The organism is Paenibacillus castaneae (assembly GCF_002884445.1).
Lineage (GTDB): Bacteria > Bacillota > Bacilli > Paenibacillales > Paenibacillaceae > Pristimantibacillus > Pristimantibacillus castaneae.
On the sequence record NZ_KZ614144.1, the window covers coordinates 5,683,319 to 5,709,103 of the forward strand.

The following is a 25,785-nucleotide window of genomic DNA, read 5'->3' on the forward strand; positions in this document are numbered from 1 at the left end:
ATAACCTATCATTTTATAATACCCATAAAACATATTTATGATTAATTAATCATTGGACAAAGTGAGGAGACTAGTATATGGGCATTAGCAAAGAAAAAGCAGCAATTGTAATGGGTGCTGGCAGTGGAATGGGACGCGAGGAAGTGATTCTGCTTGCGAAAAAAGGAGCAAAGGTGCGGTTGGCCTTTAGATACAACGATTGAATTCCACAAAAGCCATGCTGCTTAGAAAAGCTGCATGGCTCATAGTCATTTTTTCTAATTAAACCAGTTGAAAATTCGGCTTTACCTTATCGAAGTTAGGGTTTTCTCCGCTAACCATCAGGCCCATTCCCCAATCGATATGAACATTTTCCGTTGGGAAATCAGCAGGATCACGATATTGGAATAAGACATTCCTTCTCGTCCGCTCACTTCTGTTAGCCGAAGAACCATGAATCGTCAAATAATTGAAGAACAATACATCACCCGCTTCCGCTTCGCAAAGCGTTCCATCTGCAAGGGGATATTGCTTATGATTCAGGTAGTAGCTCCCTACATGAGGCAGCTCCCCCTGTTTGTGAGACCCGGGAATAACACGCAAGCAGCCATTCTCTTCATCGGCGCGATCCAGATGAACGCTAGCAGCCAGCATCGTATGCTTCTCATGCGGAAAATAAGGATAGTCCTGATGCATAGGGAACGCTGCCCCGTTTTCTGGCGGCTTTACAAGCATTTTCGAATGATGAAGCAGTACATTGGGCCCGATTAATTGGGAGAGAACGGAAACCATATTGGGATGGATAGCTGCCCGCATAAAGGAAGCATCATGATAATGGACGTCATGGAAGCCTTTGAGCACAAGCTTCTTCAATTGATCCGGCGGAAGAAAGTCTCCCTGCCATGCAGCGTTTGCATCCAGCTTCGATAAAGCAGCCCTCTTAATAACCCCGTCAATCGCATCGCGCATCTGCGCCACTTCCGTTTCATTGAATACACCTTTGACCAAAAGATACCCATTATCTTTGTAAAATTGTACATCCTCGCTTCGTATCACGAGCATACCTCCTCAATCGAAATAGGTTTAACTTGCTTGTTTCTATACCCTATTTTAAGATGGGAGAACATAGATCGTCTTTGCTTGAAGCAGACAGATTTTTGCACAATAAGGACATCATCTTATAGCAGATAGGTGGGATACCTCATGTATCTTTGTAAAGAAACACAATCGATGCTCAATGAACAAGCTCTTCTCCTCAGCGGGGCCGGAGCCACTTTCAACGTATACTACTGGGGTGTCAATCCCCAGCTATTTGACAATCCCATACACAGACACTCTTTCTTCGAAGTTTGCTATGTTATGGACGGTGAAGGCGAATATATGGACAACGGGATTAACTATTCGCTGCGTAAAGGAACGCATTTCTGCTCTAAGCCTGGTGTAACCCATCAGATCCGTACACAGAATGGGCTATTCTTACTCTATGTTGCATTTGAAATAGATGAATCCCGCTCTCAAGAGACGGTTATTGAAGCTTTTCGTTCCCTAGCACAATCAGGAGCTGTTTGTTTGCAGGCGGAAGATGAGTCACCGACTTCGCTCTTATGGAGGAGCTTGTTAATGCATGAACGTATAGCAGGAGCCCTGCCCCTGCATGCTGTTCTTTCAACCGCACATGCGCTGCTGCTTTCCTTCTCCACTTTATTTGGCGTTCACGAGCCTATCCAAACTATAAAGCATAGCTCTGCGACTCTACTGCGCCAAGCGAAGCTCTACATACGAGACAACCTCTCCCAGCCATTAAACCTACGCGGCGTTGCAAAATATTTGAACATTTCCGAGCGGCATCTTTCCAGGCTGTTCGCATTCGGCATCCATGAGAATTTCACCAACTACATCCGCCATGAGAGAATAAGAGAAGCTTCCCGCTTATTAGCAACAAGCGAGCTTTCGATTAAAGAGATTGCAGAGATGACAGGATTCTCCTCTGTTCATTACTTTACGCGCGTGTTTATGAAAGATAAAGAGGTTCCGCCTGGACAATTTCGTCGGCGATACCATACATCAAGCCCTTTATAATTGGTCAGCGGTTACTAGGTTCACTATGTATTCCTCAAAAGTTCGTTAACTCTTTTCCTTTTTCTAGATTGATGTTTGAAAGTTTTTGAATGCTTAGTAAGCAGCCAGACAAACCGACATGAATTCAGTTTGTCTGGCTGCTTCTATATGAAGAAAAACGTAAAGGCTGAATACTTAACTATTTAAGTTTTTCCAAAATAGCTATAAGGGAATAGCTATGCCTATCATAAACGTACCTCTATGCGATTTGAGTAATAACAAGGTGTGCTGAAACAGGCCTTGTTCCGCCAGCGAGAGGGGTGATGGTTAGGGCAGTTGAGTTGCCGGCAGGGTTTCGCACAGTGAGTATTGAATTGATTACTGTCGTTTGTACAAGAGCCATTCCTACTATTTGAGAAGTGCCTGTTGCTCGCCCAACCACCGTATAGGCTAGGTCTGCTCCATTTATAGTTAAAATCAATTGACCAGCTTCGGTAATACTAACCTGAAATAAAATCTGATAAGTGCCAATTGCACCCAAGTTAAAGGAACTCGGACCAGTACGTGTAATAGTAGTCCCGCTCGTAGGCCCATCTTGAGGAAAACTTACGTCTGTACCAACACCAACTGTTGCTGCATTATTAGGAGGCATCAACGCAAAAAAATCTGCAAAGCTTAATACTCCACCAGTTGCTCCGGTCGCTCCGGCAGCCCCTGTCGCTCCTGTTGCTCCTGCTGGACCTGCTGCTCCTGCTGCTCCTGCTGCTCCGGTCGCTCCTGTTGCTCCTGCTGGACCTGCTGCTCCCGCAGCCCCTGTCGCTCCTGTTGCTCCTGCTGGACCTGCTGCTCCCGCAGCCCCTGTCGCTCCTGTTGCTCCTGCTGGACCTGCTGCTCCCGCAGCCCCTGTCGCTCCTGCTGGACCTGCTGCTCCCGCAGCCCCTGTCGCTCCTGTTGCTCCTGCTGGACCTGCTGGACCTGCTGCTCCCGCAGCTCCCGTTGCTCCTGTCGCTCCTGTTGCTCCTCCTGATGGCCCTGCTGCTCCTGTTGCACCTGCTGGCCCTTGGAGTCCGCGCGGTCCTTCCGGTCCTTCCGGCCCTGGAGGCCCTGGAGGACAATGACATCTGCCCATGCTCACATCTCCCTTTTATTAAACATCATTCATCATATTAAAATATGAAAAAGATATTCACAGTAAATGCCTATCTATCTCAAAATAGGCATATTAAGTGCTGAATTTTTACCAGCTGTGTTATTGTCCTATAGCAATATGTTTGCTTCGGCATTAAATAATGTAAGAGGCAACTGGCTAGGGAGGGAGGAGTGAACAAACTGAACAATTTCCCTATTATAGGTATTATGGTTAAGACAAGAAACATAAGAAAAAGGATATTGAAGCAGTATCAACGTCGTCACAATCTAGAAATGAGGGTTTACGCCTTTACTCCCTCCGATATTAATTGGAAGGAAAAACGAATTATTGGACTAAGGCTGCGGAACGGTAAATGGAAAGAAAGCTCGTTCCCTTTTCCTCATGCCGTCTATAACCGATGTTTCAACAAAAAATTAACAACCATTACACGCCTGGAGCAAACGATAGGCAAAAACAAATGTTTCAATACGATTAATTTTTTCAATAAATGGGTTCTCTACAATTGTTTAAAAAAATCCGATCTTAAACCTTATTTACCAGAAACATTTTTATATAATGAAGCAGTTTTGTCCGAACTAGTAGAGAAATACAAACTCATATACATTAAGCCTACCTATGGAGCTAAGGGGATGTCTGTACATCGAGTTGAACTAAAAGATAATGGAGATATTCATATCTCTTTGCACAGCTTGGCTCCCACATATATTTGCAGAAAAAATGAATCTATCCAAGAACAAATGGCTAAACTTCTTGGGCAAAAGAAATACATCATTCAGCAAGGAATTCATATGAATCAGCTTGATCATCATTATTTTGATATCCGGGCTCTTGTTCAAAAAAATATTGTTGGAGAATGGACGGTTACCTGTTTTACATGTAGAGTGACTCATAAGCATTACTTTAACACGAGTATTTGTGAAGCCATTTGTGATATCACAAAAATTCTTACCCACTTATTTTCTCAGGAAGAAATGAATGATATCCTTCAATCGCTGAATGAGCTTAGTATAAAAGCCGCACAAGAAGCAGAAAGACAAATGGGGACATTAGGAGAATTGAGTGTAGATTTTGTATTAGATGATCAAAATAAGCTGTGGATTATTGAGCTTAACGGAAAACCTCAAAAAGATATATATAACGATCTAAGAGATTCTAAAAAGAAAAAACGAATTTATAGAAGACCACTGGAATACGCTTATTATCTCTCTCATACAGATAAAAGTTCTGAAGAAAGCTAGATTCTGGTACTACAAAAGATAGAACTACTGCAATGTTTCACCTATGCGATATGATTTAAAGGTACTCAGATCCTTTAATGAAAATAGAGGTGCGCATATTTTGAAACAGAAGCTATTTTACCTTTTGGTTGCGATAACGAGCTATTTTGCAGGGATTCTCACCTATCTGGGTTACTTGTCCTTTATTTATGACGAGAAAATTGGCAGCGAATGGAGTAAATTTCTAGTGTGGACGATTCCACCCTATTTATTTATTATCCTCCCCTACTATACGCTCATATTTCGCTGGAGACGCACCCCCTTATGGCTGCGAGCAGTCATGCTCTTTGGGTTAAGCATCATTGCCGCAGCATCCGTACCTTTCCTGATCGGCTTCGGAGTTTGGCGAATAAGGGATCTCTTCTCACCTGAGCTTAGATTGTTTATCATGTTCTTTGCCAGCTCAGCGCTCCTATTCACAATAGGGTCCATCGTTGCGATTAAAGAACGAGGATATTTCATATTTTTGCTTGCTTCACTTGCGATCATCTCTTTAGCCATTAACCTGCTGGTCTAATACATTTTGGGAGCTATGTCTATCTAGTATGATATCAAGCAAAAAGGCTCTGCCGCGGCGGCAGAGCCTTTTTGCTTGATGAACTTAAACTAGATCGCCCAGTTGCCAGCACGGAAGATAGGCTCGCGTTTGCCATCCTGCGTCACGCCGTCAATATTTAATTCGGCTGAGCCGATCATGAAGTCTTCATGAGTCAGACTTCTGTTCGCGCCATGAGCAAGAAGCTCTTCGGGCGACATTTTGGTGCCGCCATTGATGTTAACCGGATACGCCTGGCCTAAAGCGAGATGACAGGAGGCGTTCTCATCGTATAGCGTATTAAAGAAAATAACATTGGAATTAGAGATTGGGGAGTCGTGAGGCACAAGCGCAATTTCTCCTAAGTGTCTCGCTCCTTCATCGGTGTTCAATAAACTAGTCAGCGCTTCATAGCCTTGCTCAGCGGAATGATCCACAACGATGCCATCCTTGAAGGTTAAGGAGAAGCCGCTAATCACTTGACCGTTATAATTTAACGGCTTGGTGCTGCGTACAGTTCCGTTCACGCCATCTCTATGCGGCATAGTGAATACCTCTTCGGTAGGCATGTTCGGGTTAAAGTAAACACCCTTGGAGTTGGCTTTGGAGCCTCCAAGCCAGATATGGCCCTCCGGCAGCTCGACGGTCAAGCTTGTTCCCGGAGCTTCATACTGTAGCTGTTTATATCGTTTACTATTAAGCAGCTCAACCATTTGAAGGAGCTTCGCATTATGTTCTTTCCATGCTTGAATCGGATCTTCCAGATCAATTCGAGTTGCATCGATAATGCGCTCCCACAGCTTCTGCACAGCTTCCTCCGTTGTAAGATCCGGGAATACTTTGGCTGCCCATTCAGGTGTAGCATAAGAAATGAGTGACCAAGCATTCGTGTGATTCATGAGAGAAGCCCGGTAGCTGCTTAGCGCAGTGGACGCTGCCTTAGATGCTGTCGCCACCCGAGCAGGATCAACATCGTTCAGCAGATCAGGGTTAGGTGAATAGATCGTGATAAACGCTGCGCCATTGTCCACGTATTGTTCCCAAGCCTTTGCCCGCCATATCGGATATTCCGATAATGCTTCCTCAGGCGCTTGCTTGTACTTAATACGAGATAGCTCTTCATCGTTATATTCCACATGTACGTTCTTCGCACCGGCTTCATAAGCCTTCGAGGCAATAAGGCGTGCCAGAGGAGCAGCAGCAATCGGTGCCATAACAACAACCGTCTGTCCCTGCTGTACATTAACCCCTACTCTTACCGCAAGCGCGGCGTAATTGTCTAATTGTTGTTGTGTTGGATACATCTATGTAGATCCGCCTCCATTATAAAATAATTAGGTCAACAATCGATAACCTTCCTCTATTATAATGTTCTCATGCGGATTGCTCAAATAAGGCTTCATCCATAATTGTATTAGTCTCTTGCTTTAATAAGCCTATCGTTGTTTTTCAATAATCAAGAGCTCTTCTTTGTCTTCGTTATACTCCGCATATGCAATTCCTTTTATATCTGTGAAGCCTTGCTTAAGCGCCAGCTTCCTAATTTTAATCTCATCGATTTTTTTGCCGTGGAAAGTCTCGGTCTGTATTTCCCCTCTTTCAATGACTGGAATGGAGGGAATGTCCTGTTTAGCCTGCAGCTTCAAATCCTTCATGCGCACATATTCATATTCTGGCTTCTTGATTACGCTTATCGTCCCATTCGTTTCATAAAGAACATAAGCAACCTCTTCAAAGCTAAATATATCTTTTTCCCGCAGCATCGTAAGGAGCTGGTTGAAATCAAGCTTGCAGGCATTCATTAGACTTTGATTCACCTGTCCTTTATCCACAATAAGCAAGGCTCTTCCTTCGGATAGCCGTTTGATTCTCTTGAATCGGACGGATAATTTCTCTAACCCATAAGAGAGGAATGCCCATACGCCTAGAGCGAATATCAAATGGGCATAGGTAACCTCCTCGTCATATATGGTATTCCCCACAATCTCGCTCAGTAGTATGGATGTGAAGAAATCAAGCGGCGTTAGCTGACCGATCTCCTTTCTTCCGATCACGAACGTAATAATCCACAAACTCACGAATGAGAGAAACAGCTTAACAAAAATGAGGGTAAACATAATCATACCTTCTTTCCCTGCAATAAGATGACGTTATAGAGTTAATACACATCTTCCATTACAGAGAATCAAAAACAAAGTACGATATGAGGACACTATTCTGAACTTGTGCTATAGCTTTTGTTTTTGCAATGCATTGGTTTCTTCTTCAATTCGACTAACATCTATCCGTTCAAACAGCAGCTCCAAATGATGGATTTGCCCATCAGCCGGAACCGAAATCAGCTTCCAACTAGGCTGCTCAAGTGTCAGGAAGCTTCGTATTTTCTCACAGGAGAAAGGGATGAATGGATGCAGCAGCTGAGCGAAATTGGCAATGATCTGTACGCATGTATTCAGAGCATATCCACACGCTTCACGATTTTCCTTCAACAGCTCCCACGGCTTTTGCTCATCAAAAAATTTGTTCGCTCCGCGTACGCAAGCAAAAATCAGCTCAATCGCTTCCTTGAGATGGCCTCCTTCAATTAATGATCCCGAACTAACATACAAATCATCCAATTTCCTGTTCCATTCTTCATTAGGTTCTCCTTCTGGAATCCTGCCTTCAAAGGATTTGTTGATAAAAGCCAATGTTCGATTAACAAAATTGCCAAACGCGCCAAGCAATTCTCCATTATGGCTATGAATGAATTCTCTCCATGAAAAATCAGTATCCCGTTTCTCGGGACCGTTGGCGATCAGAAAATACCGAATCGAATCTGGCTGATAGCGGCTCATCATATCTGGTACCCAAACCGCCCAATTGCGGCTTGTAGAGAACTTTTGACCTTCTAAGGTCATATATTCACATGAAATAATACGATCCGGCAGATGGAGACCGCCCGCACCTAACAGAATTGCCGGCCAAATCAGAGTATGAAACGGGATATTGTCCTTGCCATGCACATAATAAGCGGTGATGTCCCCTTTTCCTTTCAGCCAGAACGATTCCCAACTGCCTCCGGTTTCATCCGCCCACTGCTTGCTTGCCGATAAGTAGCCGCTGACCGCTTCGATCCATACATAAATTTTCTTGCCATCGAACCCTTCAATCGGTACATCAACACCCCATGATAAGTCACGGGTTGCAGCACGATCTTGCAGTCCTTCCTTTAAATATCGTTCAGTCAGCTGTACAGCATTCTCCTTCCAGCCATGGGCTTTTTCCACATATTCTGTCAATTCAGCTTCGAATTTCGAAAGCGCAAGATAATAATGCTCCGTTGCACGCTCAACCGGAGCATTTCCGCATATTTTGCATGTCTTGTCTGTCAGATCTGCTGGATCTAGCAATGTCGAGCAGAAATCACATTGATCCCCCCTTGCGCGGTTGCCGCAAACCGGACAAATACCTTCTACATATCGATCAGGCAAAAACCGTTGATCCGTTTCACAATACGTTTGCTGGACGGTTTTTTTATACAAATAGCCATAATTCAATAAACTCAGAAATATTTGTTGAACGACACGGTGATGAAACGGTTGATCCGTACGCGTGTATAAGTCATAGGTAAACCCCAGCTGCCTAAAGCACTCGGCAAACTCCTGATGAAAGCGATCTGCAATATCCCCTGGCTCGACTCCCTCCTGTATCGCCTGAACAGCGACAGGTGTACCGTGGCAATCACTGCCCGATACATATAAAACTTCATCTCCTTTCGAACGAAAATAACGTGCCAGCACATCTCCCGGCAATAAGCTTGCCAATCTCCCCAAATGCAATGACCCGTTTGCGTAAGGCCATGCTCCGCCGATAAAAATATTTGCCATTGATATCCCTCCTTTTTGGACATACAAAAACACAAAAAAACCCTCATCCTAAAAGGACGAGAGTTATGCTCACGTGGTACCACCTCAATTTATAAATGCCTTGCGGCATTCACCTCTTCAGGTACGACGCGGTCCGCGTTTATACCCTAGCACAGTAACGGATGCGGGTTCCGGCGCAGCCTACAACCACATGGGGGTTCGATGCGCAGCTCTGAGACCATATTCCCGAGGTTATTCTTTACCCCTTTTCAGCAACCGGGGCTCTCTGTAGAAAGACATCGCCTTGGTACTCTTTCTCTTCATAGCTTTTTCTGAATATTCAAGTTATTGGAAATTATACGTAATATGATTTACCTTGTCAATACATTGCAGCCTATGTGGTAATTGGTTACCCCGTTTTAATCGGCTTTGGCCGTTTCTTCTTAGACGACTGGCTCTGCGACAACCCTCCACTTTTGCTCGTTGCTTGCTTGAATGCTGCCATGCTGAAGCATATAGTTCGCCATCAACTCCGCCATTTCGGTCGCAATTTCCCTAATGACAGGCTTCTCTCTATACATCAGATAGTCTCCGCCACCGCTTGCCCGGTAGTTATTCATCACAACATCATATTCAGCAGCCGGATCTAGCGATTCCCCATTGCGCTTCAAATAAACGACACGCTCGCCAATCGGCTTAGCAACATTCAGCTCATATTGAATGCCGCCCCACATATCGTAATTATAATGCTGAGCTTTCGGTTCCAAATAGGCTGGATTGACCACGACCTCTCCATTCTTGCCCACTTGGAAATAAGCAGCCGTTTGTTCCAATGCTTCTCTTATATCTCGTCCTGTTAAGCGTAATACGGTTAATGTATTGGGGTACATGAAGTTCGTCAGTACATCTCTCATCGTCACAATCGAGCCGAAGCCGCGCGATTCATTACTCAGCAGAGAAGTATTCGATATTTCAACGTCGGCGGCATCCATTTGTACTTTATTGATAAAGGCAATGAACGGATGATCCGACTTGCGGCATTCAAGCGCACTTGAAATCGACATATCACCAATCACTTGTCCAATTGGTTGATCCAGCCAAGCCTGCGCTGCTGTCTCTACCTCCTGCGTCAGCGCCATAATCGCCGAATCAGCAGCAATCGTTTCACTCGGGCGCAGCAGCTCTGCCCGCTTCTCCTTCACCTTCCATGTATCATTCTCTTTAATGAGGACGACACTTATTTTCCCCACTGCCATTCCGTTGCAGCCGGTCTGAATAATGGTAACTCCGTTCACCTCATCTGCGAGCATACGATGCTGATGTCCGGTAATTAACACATCAATGCCTTCTACTTCTGTACACATCGCATACCCCTGATTCTCGCCCGTCAGTCTCTCAGCAGGCTCTCCGCTCTTTAAATCCCTCTCAAAACCTCCATGATAAGCGACTACGAGCAGATCTGGTTTTTCTTTCTCGCGAATATAGGCTGTCCACGCTTTGACCGTCTCTAATGCGTCATTAAACTTCAATCCTTTAATATTCTCTGCCGTTTCCCAATTGGGGATATAATGGGTTGTCACACCTAGCAACGCAACTTTGATCCCATTTTCCAGATGCTTCACTATATAAGGTTTGCCGAAAGCCGGGCTGTTCGTAGCTTCACTGAGAATACCGGCAGACAGCCAAGGAAATTCTGAATCCCCCATCACCTTGCGCAATACATCCATTCCATAATTAAACTCATGATTTCCTACTACTGCGGCATCATATCCGAGCTCATTAAGCACGGCAACAGCAGGATGAATCGCTTCCCTCGCATACAGATTGACATAAGAAGCAAGGGGTGTGCCTTGGATGAGATCGCCGTTGTCCACCAAGAGCACTTCCGCATTCTTGCTCCTCTCCTGTTTAATGAAAGCAGCTAATTTAGCAATCCCAATCTGCCGTTCCTCATCTGTTCGGTAATCCGTTGGATAGATATGGCCATGGATGTCACTGGTCACCAATATGTTGAATTCCATCTCCTTATTCATTGTGCAAGCTCCCTTACTTTTGTGTGGTTACATCCATAATCATAACAGGTTAAACCGTATTTTTAATGGCATTAATATACCTTTACAAATACTTATTCTCACGTTTACGAACAGATAATAAATATTTCATATAGTAAACAAGCAATCAAAAATAGAATCTCTTGGAGGGTTTGGATTGAAAAAAATGAGTAAGTTCGTATTTCCACTGCTGTTGTCGGTATTCATGCTTAGTGCGTGCGGTGGCAATAATGGGGGCAGTTCTGCAAACGGTGGTGCTTCCACAACTCCTGGTGCAGAGAACAAACCGAAAGCAACAGAAACAGCAGTTGTTGGTTATGTCCCAGAAACGTTGACCGTACAATTCGTTCCTTCCCAGAATGCCGATACGTTAGAAGCAAAGGCAAAACCGCTTGAGAAATTGCTAGGGGACAAGCTTGGTATCCCTGTAAAAGTAAGCATCTCGACTGATTACAATACGATTATTGAAGCAATGGCTTCTAAAAAAATTGATATCGGCTTCCTTCCTCCGACTGCTTATGTATTAGCTAAACAAAAAGGCGCAGGAGAAGTGATCCTGCAAGCGCAGCGCCTAGGTGTTGAAGATGCGACTGGCGCTCCTACCGATCAATTAGTAGATTTCTACAAATCAATGATTATTGTTAAGAAAGATTCGCCTATCCAAACCGTTGCTGATCTCAAAGGCAAGAAGATTGCTTACCAGAACGTTACCTCTTCCGCAGGTTTCGTATGGCCGGCAGGCACATTGATGGAGGCTGGTCTGGACCCGTTGAAGGATGTTAGTGCGATTACGGTCAAAGGTCATGATCAAGGCGTTCTAGCTGTATTGAATGGCGACGTGGATGCGGCTGCTATTTTCCAAGATGCTCGTAATGTTGTGAAAAATGATTACCCGACTGTATTTGAAGATACTCGTGTACTTGCTTTCACTGCTCCTATTCCGAATGATACGATCACTGCACGTACGGATATGAATGCGGAATGGGTAGCGAAAATCCAACAAGCATTCATCGATATCGGCAATGATCCAGAAGGTCACGCGATTATCAAAGATATCTATTCCCATGAAGGCTATGTGAAATCGCAAGACAGCATTTTTGATATCGTTCGCGAATACGGCGAGAAAGTTAAAACAGAGTAAACATTGCTGACAGTCTCTTAGCTTCATTCAACACTCGGTATATGCCAGTACGAACGCAGCGCCGTTTGTACTGGCTATCGTTTATTATATAACTCCAAAGGAATGATTCTTCTATGAGCATGATCGAAATTCGCAATGTATCGAAGATATATCCGAACGCGACCAAAGGACTGAACGGCATCAACCTCTCTATTGATAAAGGCGAATTTGTCGTAATTGTCGGTCTTTCCGGTGCAGGTAAATCTACATTGCTGCGCTCGATTAATCGGCTGCATGACATCTCTGAGGGGGAAATCCTCATTAATGGCAGTTCGATTACAGGTGCAAAAGGCAAACAGCTGAGGATGATCCGCCGGAATATCGGCATGATATTCCAGAGCTTTAACTTAGTTAAACGTTCTACTGTCCTTCGCAATGTATTGGCTGGCCGTGTCGGTTATCATTCCACGCTGCGCACAATACTAGGCATGTTCCCCAAGCCTGATATTGATCTCGCGTTCGAGGCATTGGATCGTGTAAATATTGTGGAGAAAGCATACTCGCGCGCCGATGAGCTGTCCGGCGGGCAGCAGCAGCGCGTTGCCATTGCCCGTGTACTGGCTCAAGAAGCAAAGATTATATTGGCAGATGAGCCCGTTGCTTCATTAGATCCCTTAACGACGAAGCAGGTTATGGATGATTTGAAAAAAATTAATCAAGAGCTTGGCATTACGACGATTGTGAATTTGCATTTTATTGATCTGGCAAGAGAATATGCGACTCGAATTATTGGACTGCGAGCGGGAGAAGTCGTATTCGACGGTCCCGTATCCGAAGCAACCGATGAACGATTCGCCGAAATATACGGCCGGCCGATAAAGCGTGACGAGCTGCTGGGAGACGTCTCGGTATGAGTGCAAATACAGAGCTGAAACGTCCTAAGGCTCCAGGCCGACTCAAGCTTTATTTCACGGCTGCTCTATTGCTTGTGCTGTTGTGGGTTAGCTCGGTTCAAACGGAGTCCTCCTTAAGTGAACTTATTAAAGGCTTTCCAAATATGCTCGACCTATTGAAGGAAATGTTCCCGCCAAGATGGAGCTACTTTCATAAAATAGTAGATGCTATGCTTGATACGATAAGAATGGCATTGGTTGGAACAACCATCGGCGCAATTCTCGCTATACCCGTCGCCTTGCTCTGCGCAAGCAATATCACGGCAATTAAATGGATTACCTATCCTGTTCGCTTAGTGCTTAATTTGGTGCGGACGATGCCTGATTTGTTATTAGCCGCTATATTTGTAGCCATTTTCGGTCTAGGTCCTTTACCCGGCATATTCGCATTGTCGGTGTTCTCATTAGGACTCGTTGCCAAGCTGACCTATGAAGCATTAGAAACAATCGAACCTGGACCGTTAGAAGCCATGACCTCTGTAGGTGCCAATATGACACAACGAATCGTATATGGAGTTATGCCTCAAATCCAGGCGCACTTCATCTCTTTCACGCTGTATACGTTCGAAATCAACGTACGGGCGGCGGCGATTCTTGGCCTTGTTGGGGCGGGCGGCATCGGTCATTACTACGAAGTGACGCTGGGCTTCCTTGAATATGATAAAACATGCGTTATTATTTTATTTACATTAGCTATCGTACTGCTGATCGATTATGCGAGCACGAAGCTGCGGGAGAAGTTATTATGACTACAAAATCATGGCATACCATTGTCCCTAAGCCGCGTAAGAATCGCTATCGTTGGCTCATTCTCGTCGCACTTGCCGCACTATATGTATGGGCTTTTTCCGGAATTCCATTCACGGGCTTTAAGGAAACAGCTGCTCAAATAACGAAAGCAATCGTCACCGGCATTCTGTCACCCGATTGGGATTTCGTCTACATGCCGGAAGGCGAGGATTTATTGCGAGGGCTGTTGGATACACTTGCGATTTCTATACTAGGTACCTTTGTATCCATCATAATCGTTATTCCTTTCGCTTTCTGGTCTGCAACTAACATGAGCCGATCAAAAGCCATATCGGGTTCAGGCAAAATCATGCTAAGCTTTATCCGCACATTTCCAGAAATCATCATGGCGATCTTATTCATCAAAGCAGTCGGTCCCGGCTCCTTCGCCGGCGTACTGGCACTAGGCTTGCATTCCGTGGGCATGCTTGGGAAGCTCTTCTCTGATGAGATTGAAAATATTGATCGAGGCCCTGTTGAAGCATTAGTCGCTTCAGGCGCGAATCGGCTGCAGCTGTTATGGTTTGCCGTTATACCGCAGGTGCTTCCGGGATTTCTATCGTACACGCTGTACCGATTCGAGATTAATGTTCGCTCTGCAACCATTCTTGGCGTTATAGGCGCCGGCGGAATTGGTACCCCGCTCATCTTCGCACTTAGTTCCCGCAACTGGGATCGTGTAGGCATCATTTTGTTAGGCATCGTGGTCATGATCACCTTAATCGACGCTATCTCCGGATTTATTCGCAAGAAGTTGGTATAATGCGTGGGTAATAACTATAAGTATCTTGCTTAGCTTCGTATTTTACGATCCATCGTCAGTAACACAGGGCTGCTCCTAAGGTGATCTCATGATTAATCACCTTTGATATGCTCCCCATACGGTAGACAGGTGAAATAATTAAACCTGATACTGTAAGGGGAGCATTTTCATGTGTAAAAAGAAACGTACGGCTTCGGTGAAATTCACTATCATTCAAGAAATTGAAGCTGGTCGTATCGATGTTAAGGCTGCAGCTCCAAAGCTTGGCATGACTAAAACAACTCTTGCGAAATGGCGACATTATTATCGGCTGTTTGGTTATGAAGGGTTAGAGGTTCGCAGTCAAGGAGAAGTTGAGGACTACATTCACTTTTACAATTATGAACGATTGCAGGCAAAATTAAACGGCCTTAGTCCCATGGAATTCAGGACGAAGGCCGCTTAAGTCTTTTTTTTACTGTCTACTTGATGGGGTGCAGTTCACTTGGAAACTGCCCTGTTTTGTTATTTTTTTGTAACCTTAACGATTATCGTTTCACTAGAGGTTACACCAGCAGCGTTCACTAGCTCGCAGCGGTATTCGTACACCCCGATCGCTCTGCCTGTAATATTTGTCACGGCGTTCTGAGCGCCAGGCGAAGACTCAACCAGTTTTTTTGTATCAATCAACTTGCCGTTCTCATAAAGCCGATATTCCGATCCATTCGTTCCCCACCATAGGTTCATCGTTACTTTGTAGCTGCCGACTCCACCCCAGTTATCGTGCGATAATACCGGCTTGCTTGGTGAAGCATCAGTTACCGTTACGACCATCGGACTGCTCTTTGTCGTGCCATAGACATTCGTTAATTCACCTACATACGTATAAGTTCCGTTTGCCTTGCCTTTAATATCAATTTTTACCGTTTGAGCTGCTGGCGAAACGTCCTTCAAGCTCTGCGTACTAATTAATACACCATTCTCGTACAGCTTGAATTCGGAGCCATTATTCCCATACCACATATTCATAGTGACCGAGTAGCTTCCGCCCTTCAGCCCCGTAGCTTGTCCATTATCATGAGACAATACCGGCTGGCCTGGAACACCGCTAGCTAGAGGCTTGCTCGCAACCTTGAATGAGATACTGTTATCCAAGCGATTGCCCGCAGCATCTGCCACACTATACTGTACAGTATGAGTGCCTACTCCGAGATTTTTAGCGCTCAATAACTCGCCATTCTTAATCACTTTTCCGTCTAATAGAAGCTGCTCGGCAATAACGCCCGACCCAGCATCCGAGCTTACAAGCTCAAACTTGAGCGTATCTGTCTCTAGGACATCTGCGACCGGTTTGCCAGACTGAGTTAGTTTGGCGATAGGCGAAGTTTTGTCCAATTTCACCTGAAGAGATTGGGCTTCCTCCACGTTGCCTGCAGCATCAGTAGAGTAATACTTGATTGTATTCGATCCTTCTGACGCAATCGTAACTGGTCCTGTATAAGCTGCATACTTCCCGCCATTCAGCGAGTATTGAGTTGCTAATGCGCCAGCGGCATTGTCCGTGGCTGTTAAAGTCAGAATTACATCTTGTTTGAACCATCCGTTCTCATTTGGAGATGCGGATAATGAAGCCTTTGTTACTGGCGCAATAGTATCGGCTTGTACCGAGAAGTCGCTTAATCCTCTCGGCTTCAATTGGAAGGCACCCTTGAATATCGAGGAGATGCCCTTCACATTGACAACATCGCCCTCTTTATAAGGAAAGCTGCTAAGCTGCAGGCCTGTCCGCACGTCAATCCGCACATGGTTGCTTACTGTACCGTTCAACGCATCAAATTCAAAAGAACCCGCTGGAGTCACACTAACCATATTGCGTATTGTTACGTCCTTAAGCTCAATCAGCTGTCCTTGATTGGCAGCATTCGCAGCTGATGCCTGCACAGCAACCGGCAGCGAAGCATTGCCTGTCTTCTCGATTGCAACGGGATCGGTAAGCTCCAGCTCCGTATTAAACAGAGCAAGCGGCGCCGTTACTTTCACAACATCGCCTTGATGGAAGCCACTTTGAGCTTGGAATACATAAATGCCGGCTGTTGCATCCTGCATATAGAACGCTTGGCCGCCGAATGCTCCCGGCTCGGTCGTTATGACCCCTTCAAGCGTAACGGTCGTGCCTTCCGATTTCCCCCGAGCTTCTGCAATTGTGATTGCATTTGGAATCGGATTCTCTTCAGCCGGAAGCGGCTCAGCAGGAACATTCGCTAGTGTAACGGTGTTCGTGATGAGATTGTTGCCGTTCAGTCTTAACCGAAGGCTGGCTGCACCTGACGTGCCAGACTTGATGCGAACGGTCAGATCCTTATAGGCATGACCCTTGCTGTTGGAGGTGACACTGAACGCACTGCTATACGCATATGCCGTCGGCCACGTCCCATCCTCATTCTGGATCAACGCGACTTGTGTGCCACCTGTTAAATAAATGCCTGTGCTGAAGCCGGATACTGTCGTATTCGCCGGCAGATTGTCCACCACAACACGAATTTGGAATTCCTGCGCATTCGGCAGCACCGCTTGATTCACGAAGCTGTATGCCGCACTTGCACTAGCCGTTGGTCCGCCAAACGAGCCCGCTTTGAAAGTTGTTCTGTCCCACCATTTATAACCTGCTGCAGGAGCAGACCATGGCTCAGCTTGCGGTTCCGTTGAAGCAGCTGGCGCTTCAAAGGGAAGCAGTGCTGTGGATTGATCCAATTGCAGGCCAGTAACTTGATCAAGAGCGGTGTAGCTTTCTTTCTTAGACAACCAATTCACCATATTAACGAGCAAGACGCCATCATCCTGCTCTTTGAAGCCGTCATAAGTCGTCTTCTTCGTTCCTGTTTCCTCGCGCAAGTATTTCGGAGTAGCATCCTCTACCGGAGAAGAATCTCCGATAAATCCTGCTTTACCCGCTCCTACTTTGGAGACTGCAACATAAGGGCCTTCTGCAATACCGCCGCCATTATATACACCTTGATCGACGGCACTTGCCCAAGCCTCATTCGTTTGTGGAAGGTAAACAATTCCTTTAGCCTTAGTAGGGTCTGTAATAGCCAGTGTTGATCCGGCATGCATAGCGACTTTCGATACGCCTGTCGTAATGCCGAATGCTTGAGCCGGCGCTACAATTTGATTGGCATCAATATCGCCAAGCGCATTGTAGCGGAAGCGAACACCAAACTTTGTGCTGAGCCAGTCTGAGCTTACGACATCCTGCATTGCGGCTGAATTTCTCTCTTCCGTGCTCATACCTTTAGCTGGATCTGTCCATGCTCCACGGCGATAGCCATTAATGACTTCAGAGCCGTCCCAGCGATTTTTATTGCGGTCTGCATTATAGTGGTCGGCAATGAAGAAGAGACTGCCTCCACCTTGTACATATTGCTCCATAGCGGCTTGTTCGCTTTGCTTGAATGGAATATTAGGCTCTGCAATGATAAATACATCATAGTTCTTCAAATCATCGTAATTAAATGGAGCCGATTTCCGAAGCTCCTTAACATAGTAACCATCGTTTGCAAGTGCGTTGCCGAAGTCTGAGAATGCCCCGTCAATAACCCAATCTGCTGCTCCTGCCGTCTGCGCATGCGTGTTGTCGAAGAGAACCTTCTTGCCCGCATTACCGTTCACGACCTTAGCTTCAATGAAAGGTGCGGGATCGCTTGGTCCTTCAGCATGAACAAATTGCCAATCACTCATTAACCCTGCTTGTAAAGATAAAACCAACAACAATGCAACAGCTGCCTTGAACCTTTTCAATCTGACAAAATAACTCATCATTTCCCTCCCAGTAATAGAAACTATCGAACGCCAATAGTTTATCACGGAAAAGTTTTTGCTAGTGATAGGGTTTTGTAAACCCTACCTAAATCTGTATAGCTGGCTTGCCTGAGCCGCCTATGCTGCGTTGTTTATAAACAGTTTCATATATTGATGTTAAATCAAAAAATGAGATCTGCTTGAACGCAAAGAACCCCCTGCATGGCAATCCATACAGAGGGCTTCTTTACTATTTATTAATGTTTTATGCCAACAGTCAGAATCTCGCATGGACCGACTGCCATATTAATGGATTGCCCGTTACTCGTCAACAATTCGCCTTCACTCTCAAGCACATCGCTCTTATAGGCTTGGCCTAGTGCTGGAGCAGACTCGCCTGCTGAGAATGACAGTTCCGCAGCTGCCAGCTTCATATTATACCATCTAAGAAGGTAATCACCGGATTGCTCGTTAACTTTCAACGAGGAGAAAGCTAAGCTGCTGCCTTCCCAATCGAATAGTGAGCCGGCAGGAGCCAGCTTGCCTTGATGAACCTCAGTTTGACTTACGGTCCAAGGCACTTGGAACTGATACGCTGCTGCATAAGCACCAGAATCCACGCCATCTCCGCTATGCGGAAGGATGATCAAGCTGAAGCTCTGCTCGCCGAGACATTGTGCCTCCGGTGTAGGGAATACGCCCCAATCTCCCAGCTCAGCTACTGCACGAAGCAATGTGACAGCGATTGTATTGCGGCCATCACGTAATACTTCATATTCGTTCAAGCCTAAGTTTGCAACGGTCATTCCTGCGTTCTCGCCGCTGACATCGACGAATGCTTGCTGATGCTGTGCATTGCTCGGATTAACCCACTCAACTGCCGGCTCATTATCGCGCTCAGCAATTTCGAAGATTGAATCCGCATGATGTACGTTCGTTACCAAATCAGTCGGGAACAGAACGCGAACGCGGTGATCCTTCGCCTGATTGTTGAATGAGGAGTTCCATTCTACACCTTGACCGTTATGAGTAATACCGATTTCGGTACGAATTGTAAACGGAACGGTACGCTCTGTGCGCTGTGACTTCCGGTCAGGGAAATAAACCGCCTCACGCTTCTCAAGCTCAAAATACTCGTCTGCCGAAGCAGGGACTGCCCACTCATGTACAATTTCGAATACGGCGCGGTAAGCCGTGTTCTCCTTAAGATGAATGCTGGCTGGAAGCCCCTTCGTCGTTAACGCTTGCTCGCCATTTGGCTGTTTGTACATATATTCATTACCGATGTCGCCTGTGTTCTCGTATACACCAAGATCACGGTACACTTGATTCGTGCGTTTATCGGTTATATGAAATGATCCATCGCTTTCGATATCAATACGAAGCCATTCATTCTCTAGTGCATGTGAACCCGCAACTAGCGAATCCTGCGGCTGTTCCGCAGTCTTAGCATCATGTACCCATGCGTATGTCGCCAGGCCAAGTGCTGATACTTGCTCCGCTTCGAATGATAAACGCACTTTACGGCTCATATAAGGCTGGCGGAATTTATCATCCGGCAAATCGTAGCCGAATTGCAGTCCCATATCGACCATCGAATGAGCGATAGCCTTGCCATTACGGTCAACAAGCGTTCTTCCCGTTACATCGATGCCGTACATTTTCTGATTCATCTCATCAAGCTTCAAGCCGTCACGGAAATAAATACGCGCGACATCAAGCTCAACTTCAATGACTCCGCTCCGCTTCCAGCCAGTCGTATTATATACGACGAATGGAAGAGCATCCTCGCCGTATTGGGCAAAGACGGAAGTATCGACTGCACCCGCTATCGCGGTTTTGCTCTCATCGATAATCGCTTCCGCGACATGACGGCTCTTGTCGAAGCGTGTAACCATCTCACGGTGAACCTCGTCCACACTGCAGCCGCAAATGCTGTCATGCGGATGGTTCTGCATTAGCGTTTTCCAAGCATACGTAAACAAATGATGCGGATATTCATGCCCAAGCGAATAAGCAAGGGCAGCAAGCGGTTCAGCTACTTTCTCCAGCATCGCTTGACCAAGCTGATTCATTTGTTTCAAATACACACGAGCTGATGCCGTATTAACAAGCGTAGACCAGCCGTCTGTGCGTTGGCTGCGAAGCTCGCCCTTCACGACAGACAATTCGCGAGTAAGAGAATCATTCACAGAAGCCAAATAATCTTCAAAATTGGAATGGATGAAATCCGTGTCTGGGAATAGACGTCTTGCTGTATCAAGTGCTTCTGACAAATCCTGTTGAATCGGCTGATGGTCACAGCCATTCATGAACAAGAGTTGGCCAGTCGCAGCATATTTCTCTGCTTCTGCAAGCTTACGATCCCAATATTCTCTAGATTCTGCTTCATCAGTCGGCACTTCCATACCGTTGCAATACCAGTTGGCGAACAATACGCCAAGTACACGTGAACCGTCCGGACCTTCCCAGATCAGCTCGGAGAAGGAAGATTCGTAATCGGAATCGGCAACCGTATTGTTGAAGCCAGTCGGCTTAACGCCTCTTCCGAATACAGCATTGTCAATGCCAGCTTGCTTCAAAATTTGCGGCGCTTGGCCAATATTACCGAATGTATCCGGGAAGTAACCAACCTTCGCAATTGTGCCGTAACGGCTTGCATCATGATGGCCGATTTGCAAATTGCGAATATTTGCTTCACTGCTGGTCAGGAACGCATCCTGCAAAATATACCAAGGCCCGATAGGAATACGGCCTTCTTTGATGTAACGTTCAAGGCGCTCCCTGTTCTCTGGGCGTACCTGCAAATAATCTTCTAAAATAATCGTTTGACCATCCAAATAAAAGCTTTTGAAATTCGGATCGGTATCAAGCGTATGAAGCAGTGTATCCATCAATTTCACAAGCAGGACATGATGCTTCTCATATGGTAAATACCATTCACGGTCCCAGTGGGTATGCGAGATGATATGAGCGGTTCTTTTATCGGACATGGTTGTACACCTCTTCTTGTTAATGATCGTTAGACGGCAATACCGTTACGTCCACCTGATCTGGCCGATAGACGGACAGCAGCCCACCGTTGTTATCTACTGCAAATAATACGGATCGCTCTTTCTCCAGCATGAATGTGTACCTTATGCCTGTTACAGGGTCTTGTACCTCAATTTCAACATCCATGCTGAACTCGGATACGAATGTAAGCAGCGCTCCGTCTTGGAAGGTCAGCTTACGGCCATAAACACCTGGCAAATGTCCGCCTTTGATCCATTTCAGCTCCTCGCTGCAGCCTGCTGCTGCGAGTGCATATTGATAAATCGCCGAGATCGGCTCGATACGATCATTCAGCTCAACTGGCAGCGGGCACCAAAGGATACGCCCTTTGCCATGAGAAATCTCGATAAGCTGGTTGCCATCTGCCTCAGCAGCATCTACCACAGCTTCCTTCCACACCTGCGCAATTCGGCGGTTTCCGTAAGAAACAGGCAGCATGCGATCGCCGATGCGCAGCATCTCCTCGCGGCGCACGTTGACTAGCTCTCTTGCGCCAAGCAGATCCGAATGACGCTCGACTGGCCGCCAATACGCATCAAGGCTTGTTGGGCCCGTGATCAGGAGTGTAGCTCCCGAATGCTCGATATAAGCAAGAAGCCTATCGAATGCAGCGTCATCTATATTATGAGCGCTCGGAACAATAACCAGCTTGGCAGGATTTGCTTCCAACTCGTTCAAATGATATTCCGATACGCCCCGGAACGGTTTGTTCAGCTCGTACGTGAGTACGCGAGTTGCTTTGGTCGTGGCATCAAATGCCAGCTTCCGGTTAGAGAAATCATTGGAGTAAGGGAAAACAACAGCGGTATCCTCAAGCTCGCGACCGGTGAATAAGTCTCTGATCTCTTCCATGAAGCGTCCGAAATCATAAGATACATCTGCCTCTGGCTTCTCCGTACCGTCTGCTCGAAGTGCCCCAATATGTGATTCATTTGCATTGTCCATATAGAAGTTGGTATTCCAAATCCATTGAACAGCGCCCGCTCCACCAGTTGCAAATGCATATGCATATTTGCGCTCCAGTATGCTTCTGAGCTCTTCCTCCGAACGCTTGGCGCGACCTTCCGGCGTCTCGACATACATGATGCCGGTTTCCTGTACGAGATTAGGCTTATCCGCTGTCTTAGCGAAAATGCTATCCCATACGAGATGATCGTTCAGCCACCAAGAGTGCACCGTTGTATAATCAACAGCTTCGCCATAGAAGAACGGGGAAGGCCTTTGCGCGCCGAGCGCTTCATCCTGTCCAACTGTAACCATATGGTCCGGGCATTCATCTTTGATCGTATCGTAGAGCTCCCTCGCCCAGCGGTTATGCATATCCATCGAGAACAGTGCATAATCCAACCAACGTGTACCCTTCTTGCCTTGGTGCATGTCTTGAACGTCAAAGTTTATTTCCTCTGGTTCTGGCGGCAATGCCGCTTCAAAGCTTGGCAGCTGCTCTGGTGTCATGTTCCATAGCTTCTGCAGCTGCTCCACCGAACCATGACGCTCCTTCAGCCAAGCCGCATAAGCAGCCTTCTCAAAGGAATCTCGTGCTGATCTTGGACCATCAGAGAAGATACGAGGTGGATCAAACATGGACGGTTCATTGATTAAATCCCAGTCCACATGCTTAGATTGCTTATGGCGCGAGACGATTGCACGAATGAATCGTTTCTGTGCCTCAACACTTCTCGGATCAAGATAAGGATTCTCCCCTTCCCACGTTTCTGGCGTGAAGGAGAAGAACGTAAATGTAATTTGTAAATCATGGCGCTTCGCTGTAAGCAGAAACGCGTCGATCGAGCGGAGCACTTCCTCGGAAGCATGCCCGTCCACCTGCATGATATTCCGGTAAGCCGTCCATATGCCGGTTCTGATCCAGTTAATGCCTGCCTTCCGCATCTGAGCCATATCCCGATCCCAAACGGAAGCATTCGGTAAAAATAAAAACTTGCGAGCGACGTCCGAGGTCATATACGTCATGCCGACAACAGGCATCGGTCTGCCGTCCTTCACAAAATAATCACGTTCGCTCCTAACGGGATTGCCTTCCGCAAGCAATGCCCTATCAAAGCCCCAGAAGCCTTGTTGAAGCATACGCACTTCACCGCTGGTTGACTCTGCTCTGCATTCTACCTTGTAATAACCGCTCACAAGTGTAAGTGATACAGGTATCCGAATGATTTGCTGCTTGCTAGCTGCTTCTACATTCAGGCTGCTAGTCCAGCGCTGCTCCGGCTGACTCTCATGCTCAACTACGATAGAAAAGCTCCAGCTAACAGCTGGATTCGTTTGCTCAGCAGAACGACTAAGTTGCTCTACCTGCAGCGTCAACATAGCACGTTCTCCCGGCTCGTAGGAAGCGTAGTTTGGCTTCAGCCAAAGATTCGTAACCCCTGCTGCGCAATAATCCGCCCAGCGATGAATTTCCTGAACTCCGCCACTCTGCCAGAACTGTTCGGTCAGCGGCTGATTAACGAACAACCAGCGCGCACCCCCAAACTTGCCGTTCATGTTCTCCCATAGCACAACGGGAGCGGCAACTTCTCTTCCTTCAGATGAGATACCCTTTAAGAGCGGGTACAATTTGGCATCCATTGGTCCTGCTGAACCCATCTGATGTGGCAAATCACTGGTTTTGGTTACATGGGGCACTAAGTTCCAAGTGCCTGAAACCTCAAACATCGCTTCCTTGCCTTGAAGCAGCGGAATATCCCCATATGCTGACAGCGTCTTGATCGGCGCTGCGCTTACCGGCAAAATTTCATGGATATGAAGCTCACGGTGATAAGCGGTTTGCTGGCCTTCCGCTTCCCATAATCCTGCTTCATTTCTGGATACCGGACTTTTGAACGGCGCTCCGCCAATGCTGACAAAGCCTCCACCGCGTTTTAGAAATGCTAATATATCGCTCCACGCTTCCTTAGGGAAATAAGGCGCATGCATATTCACAAAAGTGCCGCCCTCCGCTGCGCGAAGCGCCTTGCTTAGCTCATTGGCGCTAACAACATTCCCCTGTTGAAGGAGCTGCTCTTCTGAGATTGAACTTAGGCGTGTATGTGACGGAAACGATGGATCATAAAAAATAATGGAGCTTATGCTCATAGCAATTCATCCTTCATTGCTTTGTAAACGAGCTGTGAGAATAAGCTGTTTGACCATGCGAACCATTTGCGTGTGAAAATGGACGGATCATCTGAATGGAAGCCTTCATGCATATAGCCTGTATCCCCATCAGTTGCTTCCAGCATGTCAATTAGAGCCAGCTTTTCTTCCTTGCTGGTAGCCGTTAGTCCTTGCATCGACAATCCCATATGCCAAATGTAGCCTGGAGGCGTATGCGGACTGCCGATTCCCTTCGCTGCTGTTCCTTCATAGTAGAACGGATTATGCTTGCTTAGGGCAAATTTTCTTGTATTTTGATAAATCGGATCTTCCGAAGTTGTATAACCAAGGTAAGGAATCGACATCAAGCCTGGCGTACCCGCATCATCCATCAGGCAATAGTTGCCGAAGCCATCTGTCTCATATGCATAGATAGGACCGAATTCTGGATGCTGATAAATACCGTACAGTTGAATACCGTGATCGACATCATCCTCAAGCTTCTTCAGCTCTTTAACGAAGTCCATATCACGGAATACCCACTCTGCAATCTCTCTCATTTGACGCAGCGCAACTACAGCGAACATATTCGCTGGTACATTGTAATGGAAATCGCAAGCATCATCGCTTGAACGGAAGCCTGACCAGATCATTCCTGTATAGTTAACAGGCATTCCTAAGCCATTATTGCGCAGTGAATCCGTCGGAATTCCGTTGTCACGAGTAAAGCGATATGGTGATTTTTCGAAGTGGTGCTGTTCTGTCTTCCATAGCTCTACGATACGGCGCATCGCTGCTTTAAAGCCTGAATCAAAAATATCAGTCAGCTCTGTTTCCTTCCAATAGGCATGCGCAAGGCGCATCGAGAAGCAGATCGAATCCAGCTCGAACTTACGCTCCCATACCCATGGGGACATTTCTGTCTCATCCGTCGTATTCCAGTGCCAGTCGTTAGCGGACTCATTGAATGCATTCGCATAAGGATCAATTTGAATGTAAGCGATATGGCGTTTGATAAGACCGCCGATAATACGCTGCAAATCCTTATCTTCTTTAGCGAATGGTACATAATGAATGACCTGCTCCACTGAATCGCGCAGCCATAGTGCAGGAATATCACCTGTAATGACAAAGGTTGTGCCATCATCCATCAGCTTCGTTGTCGTTTCGAGCGTATTAGGGAAGCAGTTTTTGAACAATTGAAGCAGTTTAGGGCGATGCGCCAGCTTCTGCTCTGCTTCCTTCAGCACATCTTGAACCGCTGCCGGCAGCGTTAGCTCCGGCAACGGGATTTTTGGCAATCGAAATTGTTCCATATTATAAATACTCCTTTAGCAA

General features: G+C 46.3%; 19 protein-coding genes and 1 other annotated feature. Of the genes, 9 read left to right on the forward strand and 10 right to left on the reverse strand.

Features of this window, described 5'->3' with window-relative positions; all coding sequences use genetic code 11:
• The first annotated feature begins 77 nt into the window (after positions 1 to 77).
• Positions 78 to 203 (forward strand): hypothetical protein, encoded by a 126-nt coding sequence (locus CEF13_RS29545; RefSeq protein WP_279588971.1) that lies wholly within the window; start codon positions 78 to 80, stop codon positions 201 to 203.
• 58 nt (positions 204 to 261) lie between these two features.
• On the opposite strand, the gene CEF13_RS25485 is transcribed toward CEF13_RS29545, so the two are convergent.
• Positions 262 to 1,035 (reverse strand): phytanoyl-CoA dioxygenase family protein, encoded by a 774-nt coding sequence (locus CEF13_RS25485; protein ID WP_102715184.1) that lies wholly within the window; start codon positions 1,033 to 1,035, stop codon positions 262 to 264.
• A 147-nt stretch (positions 1,036 to 1,182) separates the two neighbouring features.
• Here CEF13_RS25485 and CEF13_RS25490 point away from each other — a divergent pair, with 147 nt between their 5' ends.
• Positions 1,183 to 2,058, forward strand: coding sequence for an AraC family transcriptional regulator (locus tag CEF13_RS25490; protein ID WP_102715186.1), 876 nt, complete (start codon positions 1,183 to 1,185; stop codon positions 2,056 to 2,058).
• A 238-nt stretch (positions 2,059 to 2,296) separates the two neighbouring features.
• Here the strand turns inward: CEF13_RS25490 and CEF13_RS29550 are convergent, their stop codons facing one another.
• Positions 2,297 to 3,166: a collagen-like protein gene (locus CEF13_RS29550; RefSeq protein WP_146022759.1), complete on the reverse strand. Its 870-nt coding sequence runs from the start codon at positions 3,164 to 3,166 to the stop codon at positions 2,297 to 2,299.
• Positions 3,167 to 3,357: 191 nt separating this feature from the next.
• Between CEF13_RS29550 and CEF13_RS25500 the strand changes: the two genes are divergently transcribed.
• Positions 3,358 to 4,425, forward strand: a complete 1,068-nt coding sequence (locus CEF13_RS25500) for a YheC/YheD family endospore coat-associated protein (protein WP_244917129.1) — start codon at positions 3,358 to 3,360, stop codon at positions 4,423 to 4,425.
• Positions 4,426 to 4,525: 100 nt separating this feature from the next.
• Positions 4,526 to 4,981 carry a hypothetical protein gene (locus CEF13_RS25505; RefSeq protein WP_102715188.1) on the forward strand — a complete coding sequence of 152 codons (456 nt, stop codon included), beginning with the start codon at positions 4,526 to 4,528 and terminating at the stop codon, positions 4,979 to 4,981.
• An 89-nt stretch (positions 4,982 to 5,070) separates the two neighbouring features.
• On the opposite strand, the gene CEF13_RS25510 is transcribed toward CEF13_RS25505, so the two are convergent.
• The 4 genes from CEF13_RS25510 to CEF13_RS25525 form a co-directional block, all read right to left on the reverse strand.
• Positions 5,071 to 6,303 carry an aminopeptidase gene (locus CEF13_RS25510; protein WP_102715190.1) on the reverse strand — a complete coding sequence of 411 codons (1,233 nt, stop codon included), beginning with the start codon at positions 6,301 to 6,303 and terminating at the stop codon, positions 5,071 to 5,073.
• Between the two features lie 132 nt (positions 6,304 to 6,435).
• Entirely contained in the window at positions 6,436 to 7,116 is a 681-nt protein-coding gene (locus tag CEF13_RS25515; protein WP_166742919.1) for a DUF421 domain-containing protein, read from the reverse strand.
• A gap of 111 nt (positions 7,117 to 7,227) precedes the next feature.
• Positions 7,228 to 8,868 (reverse strand): methionine--tRNA ligase, encoded by a 1,641-nt coding sequence (gene metG, locus CEF13_RS25520; RefSeq protein ID WP_102715194.1) that lies wholly within the window; start codon positions 8,866 to 8,868, stop codon positions 7,228 to 7,230.
• 49 nt (positions 8,869 to 8,917) lie between these two features.
• Positions 8,918 to 9,180: a binding site (T-box leader), on the reverse strand.
• 110 nt (positions 9,181 to 9,290) lie between these two features.
• Positions 9,291 to 10,880 carry a bifunctional metallophosphatase/5'-nucleotidase gene (locus tag CEF13_RS25525; protein WP_243864770.1) on the reverse strand — a complete coding sequence of 530 codons (1,590 nt, stop codon included), beginning with the start codon at positions 10,878 to 10,880 and terminating at the stop codon, positions 9,291 to 9,293.
• Between the two features lie 184 nt (positions 10,881 to 11,064).
• On the opposite strand from CEF13_RS25525, the gene CEF13_RS25530 reads away from it, so the two are divergent.
• The 5 genes from CEF13_RS25530 to CEF13_RS25550 all read left to right on the forward strand — a co-directional run bounded on the left by CEF13_RS25530 (position 11,065) and on the right by CEF13_RS25550 (position 14,968).
• Positions 11,065 to 12,039 (forward strand): phosphate/phosphite/phosphonate ABC transporter substrate-binding protein, encoded by a 975-nt coding sequence (locus CEF13_RS25530; RefSeq protein WP_424991985.1) that lies wholly within the window; start codon positions 11,065 to 11,067, stop codon positions 12,037 to 12,039.
• A gap of 119 nt (positions 12,040 to 12,158) precedes the next feature.
• Positions 12,159 to 12,932, forward strand: coding sequence for a phosphonate ABC transporter ATP-binding protein (gene phnC / locus CEF13_RS25535; protein WP_102716565.1), 774 nt, complete (start codon positions 12,159 to 12,161; stop codon positions 12,930 to 12,932).
• Positions 12,929 to 13,720: a phosphonate ABC transporter, permease protein PhnE gene (phnE, locus tag CEF13_RS25540; RefSeq protein ID WP_102715198.1), complete on the forward strand. Its 792-nt coding sequence runs from the start codon at positions 12,929 to 12,931 to the stop codon at positions 13,718 to 13,720. The genes phnC and phnE (CEF13_RS25540) overlap by 4 nt, the downstream gene beginning before the upstream one ends.
• Entirely contained in the window at positions 13,717 to 14,523 is an 807-nt protein-coding gene (phnE, locus tag CEF13_RS25545; protein WP_102715200.1) for a phosphonate ABC transporter, permease protein PhnE, read from the forward strand. The genes phnE (CEF13_RS25540) and phnE (CEF13_RS25545) overlap by 4 nt, the downstream gene beginning before the upstream one ends.
• Positions 14,524 to 14,692: 169 nt before the next feature.
• Entirely contained in the window at positions 14,693 to 14,968 is a 276-nt protein-coding gene (locus CEF13_RS25550; RefSeq protein ID WP_102715202.1) for an IS3 family transposase, read from the forward strand.
• A gap of 59 nt (positions 14,969 to 15,027) precedes the next feature.
• Here CEF13_RS25550 and CEF13_RS25555 read toward each other — a convergent pair whose 3' ends face one another.
• From CEF13_RS25555 to CEF13_RS25570, 4 genes are all read right to left on the reverse strand, one after another.
• Positions 15,028 to 18,318 (reverse strand): OmpL47-type beta-barrel domain-containing protein, encoded by a 3,291-nt coding sequence (locus CEF13_RS25555; RefSeq protein WP_243864771.1) that lies wholly within the window; start codon positions 18,316 to 18,318, stop codon positions 15,028 to 15,030.
• Positions 18,319 to 18,557: 239 nt separating this feature from the next.
• Positions 18,558 to 21,293, reverse strand: coding sequence for an alpha-mannosidase (locus tag CEF13_RS25560; RefSeq protein ID WP_102715206.1), 2,736 nt, complete (start codon positions 21,291 to 21,293; stop codon positions 18,558 to 18,560).
• Between the two features lie 19 nt (positions 21,294 to 21,312).
• A complete protein-coding gene (locus CEF13_RS25565) occupies positions 21,313 to 24,447 on the reverse strand; it encodes an alpha-amylase family protein (RefSeq protein WP_102715208.1) in 3,135 nt (1,044 codons plus the stop codon).
• Positions 24,444 to 25,763 (reverse strand): glycoside hydrolase family 125 protein, encoded by a 1,320-nt coding sequence (locus CEF13_RS25570; RefSeq protein ID WP_102715210.1) that lies wholly within the window; start codon positions 25,761 to 25,763, stop codon positions 24,444 to 24,446. Before CEF13_RS25570 ends, CEF13_RS25565 begins: the two co-directional genes overlap by 4 nt.
• Positions 25,764 to 25,785: the final 22 nt, after the last annotated feature.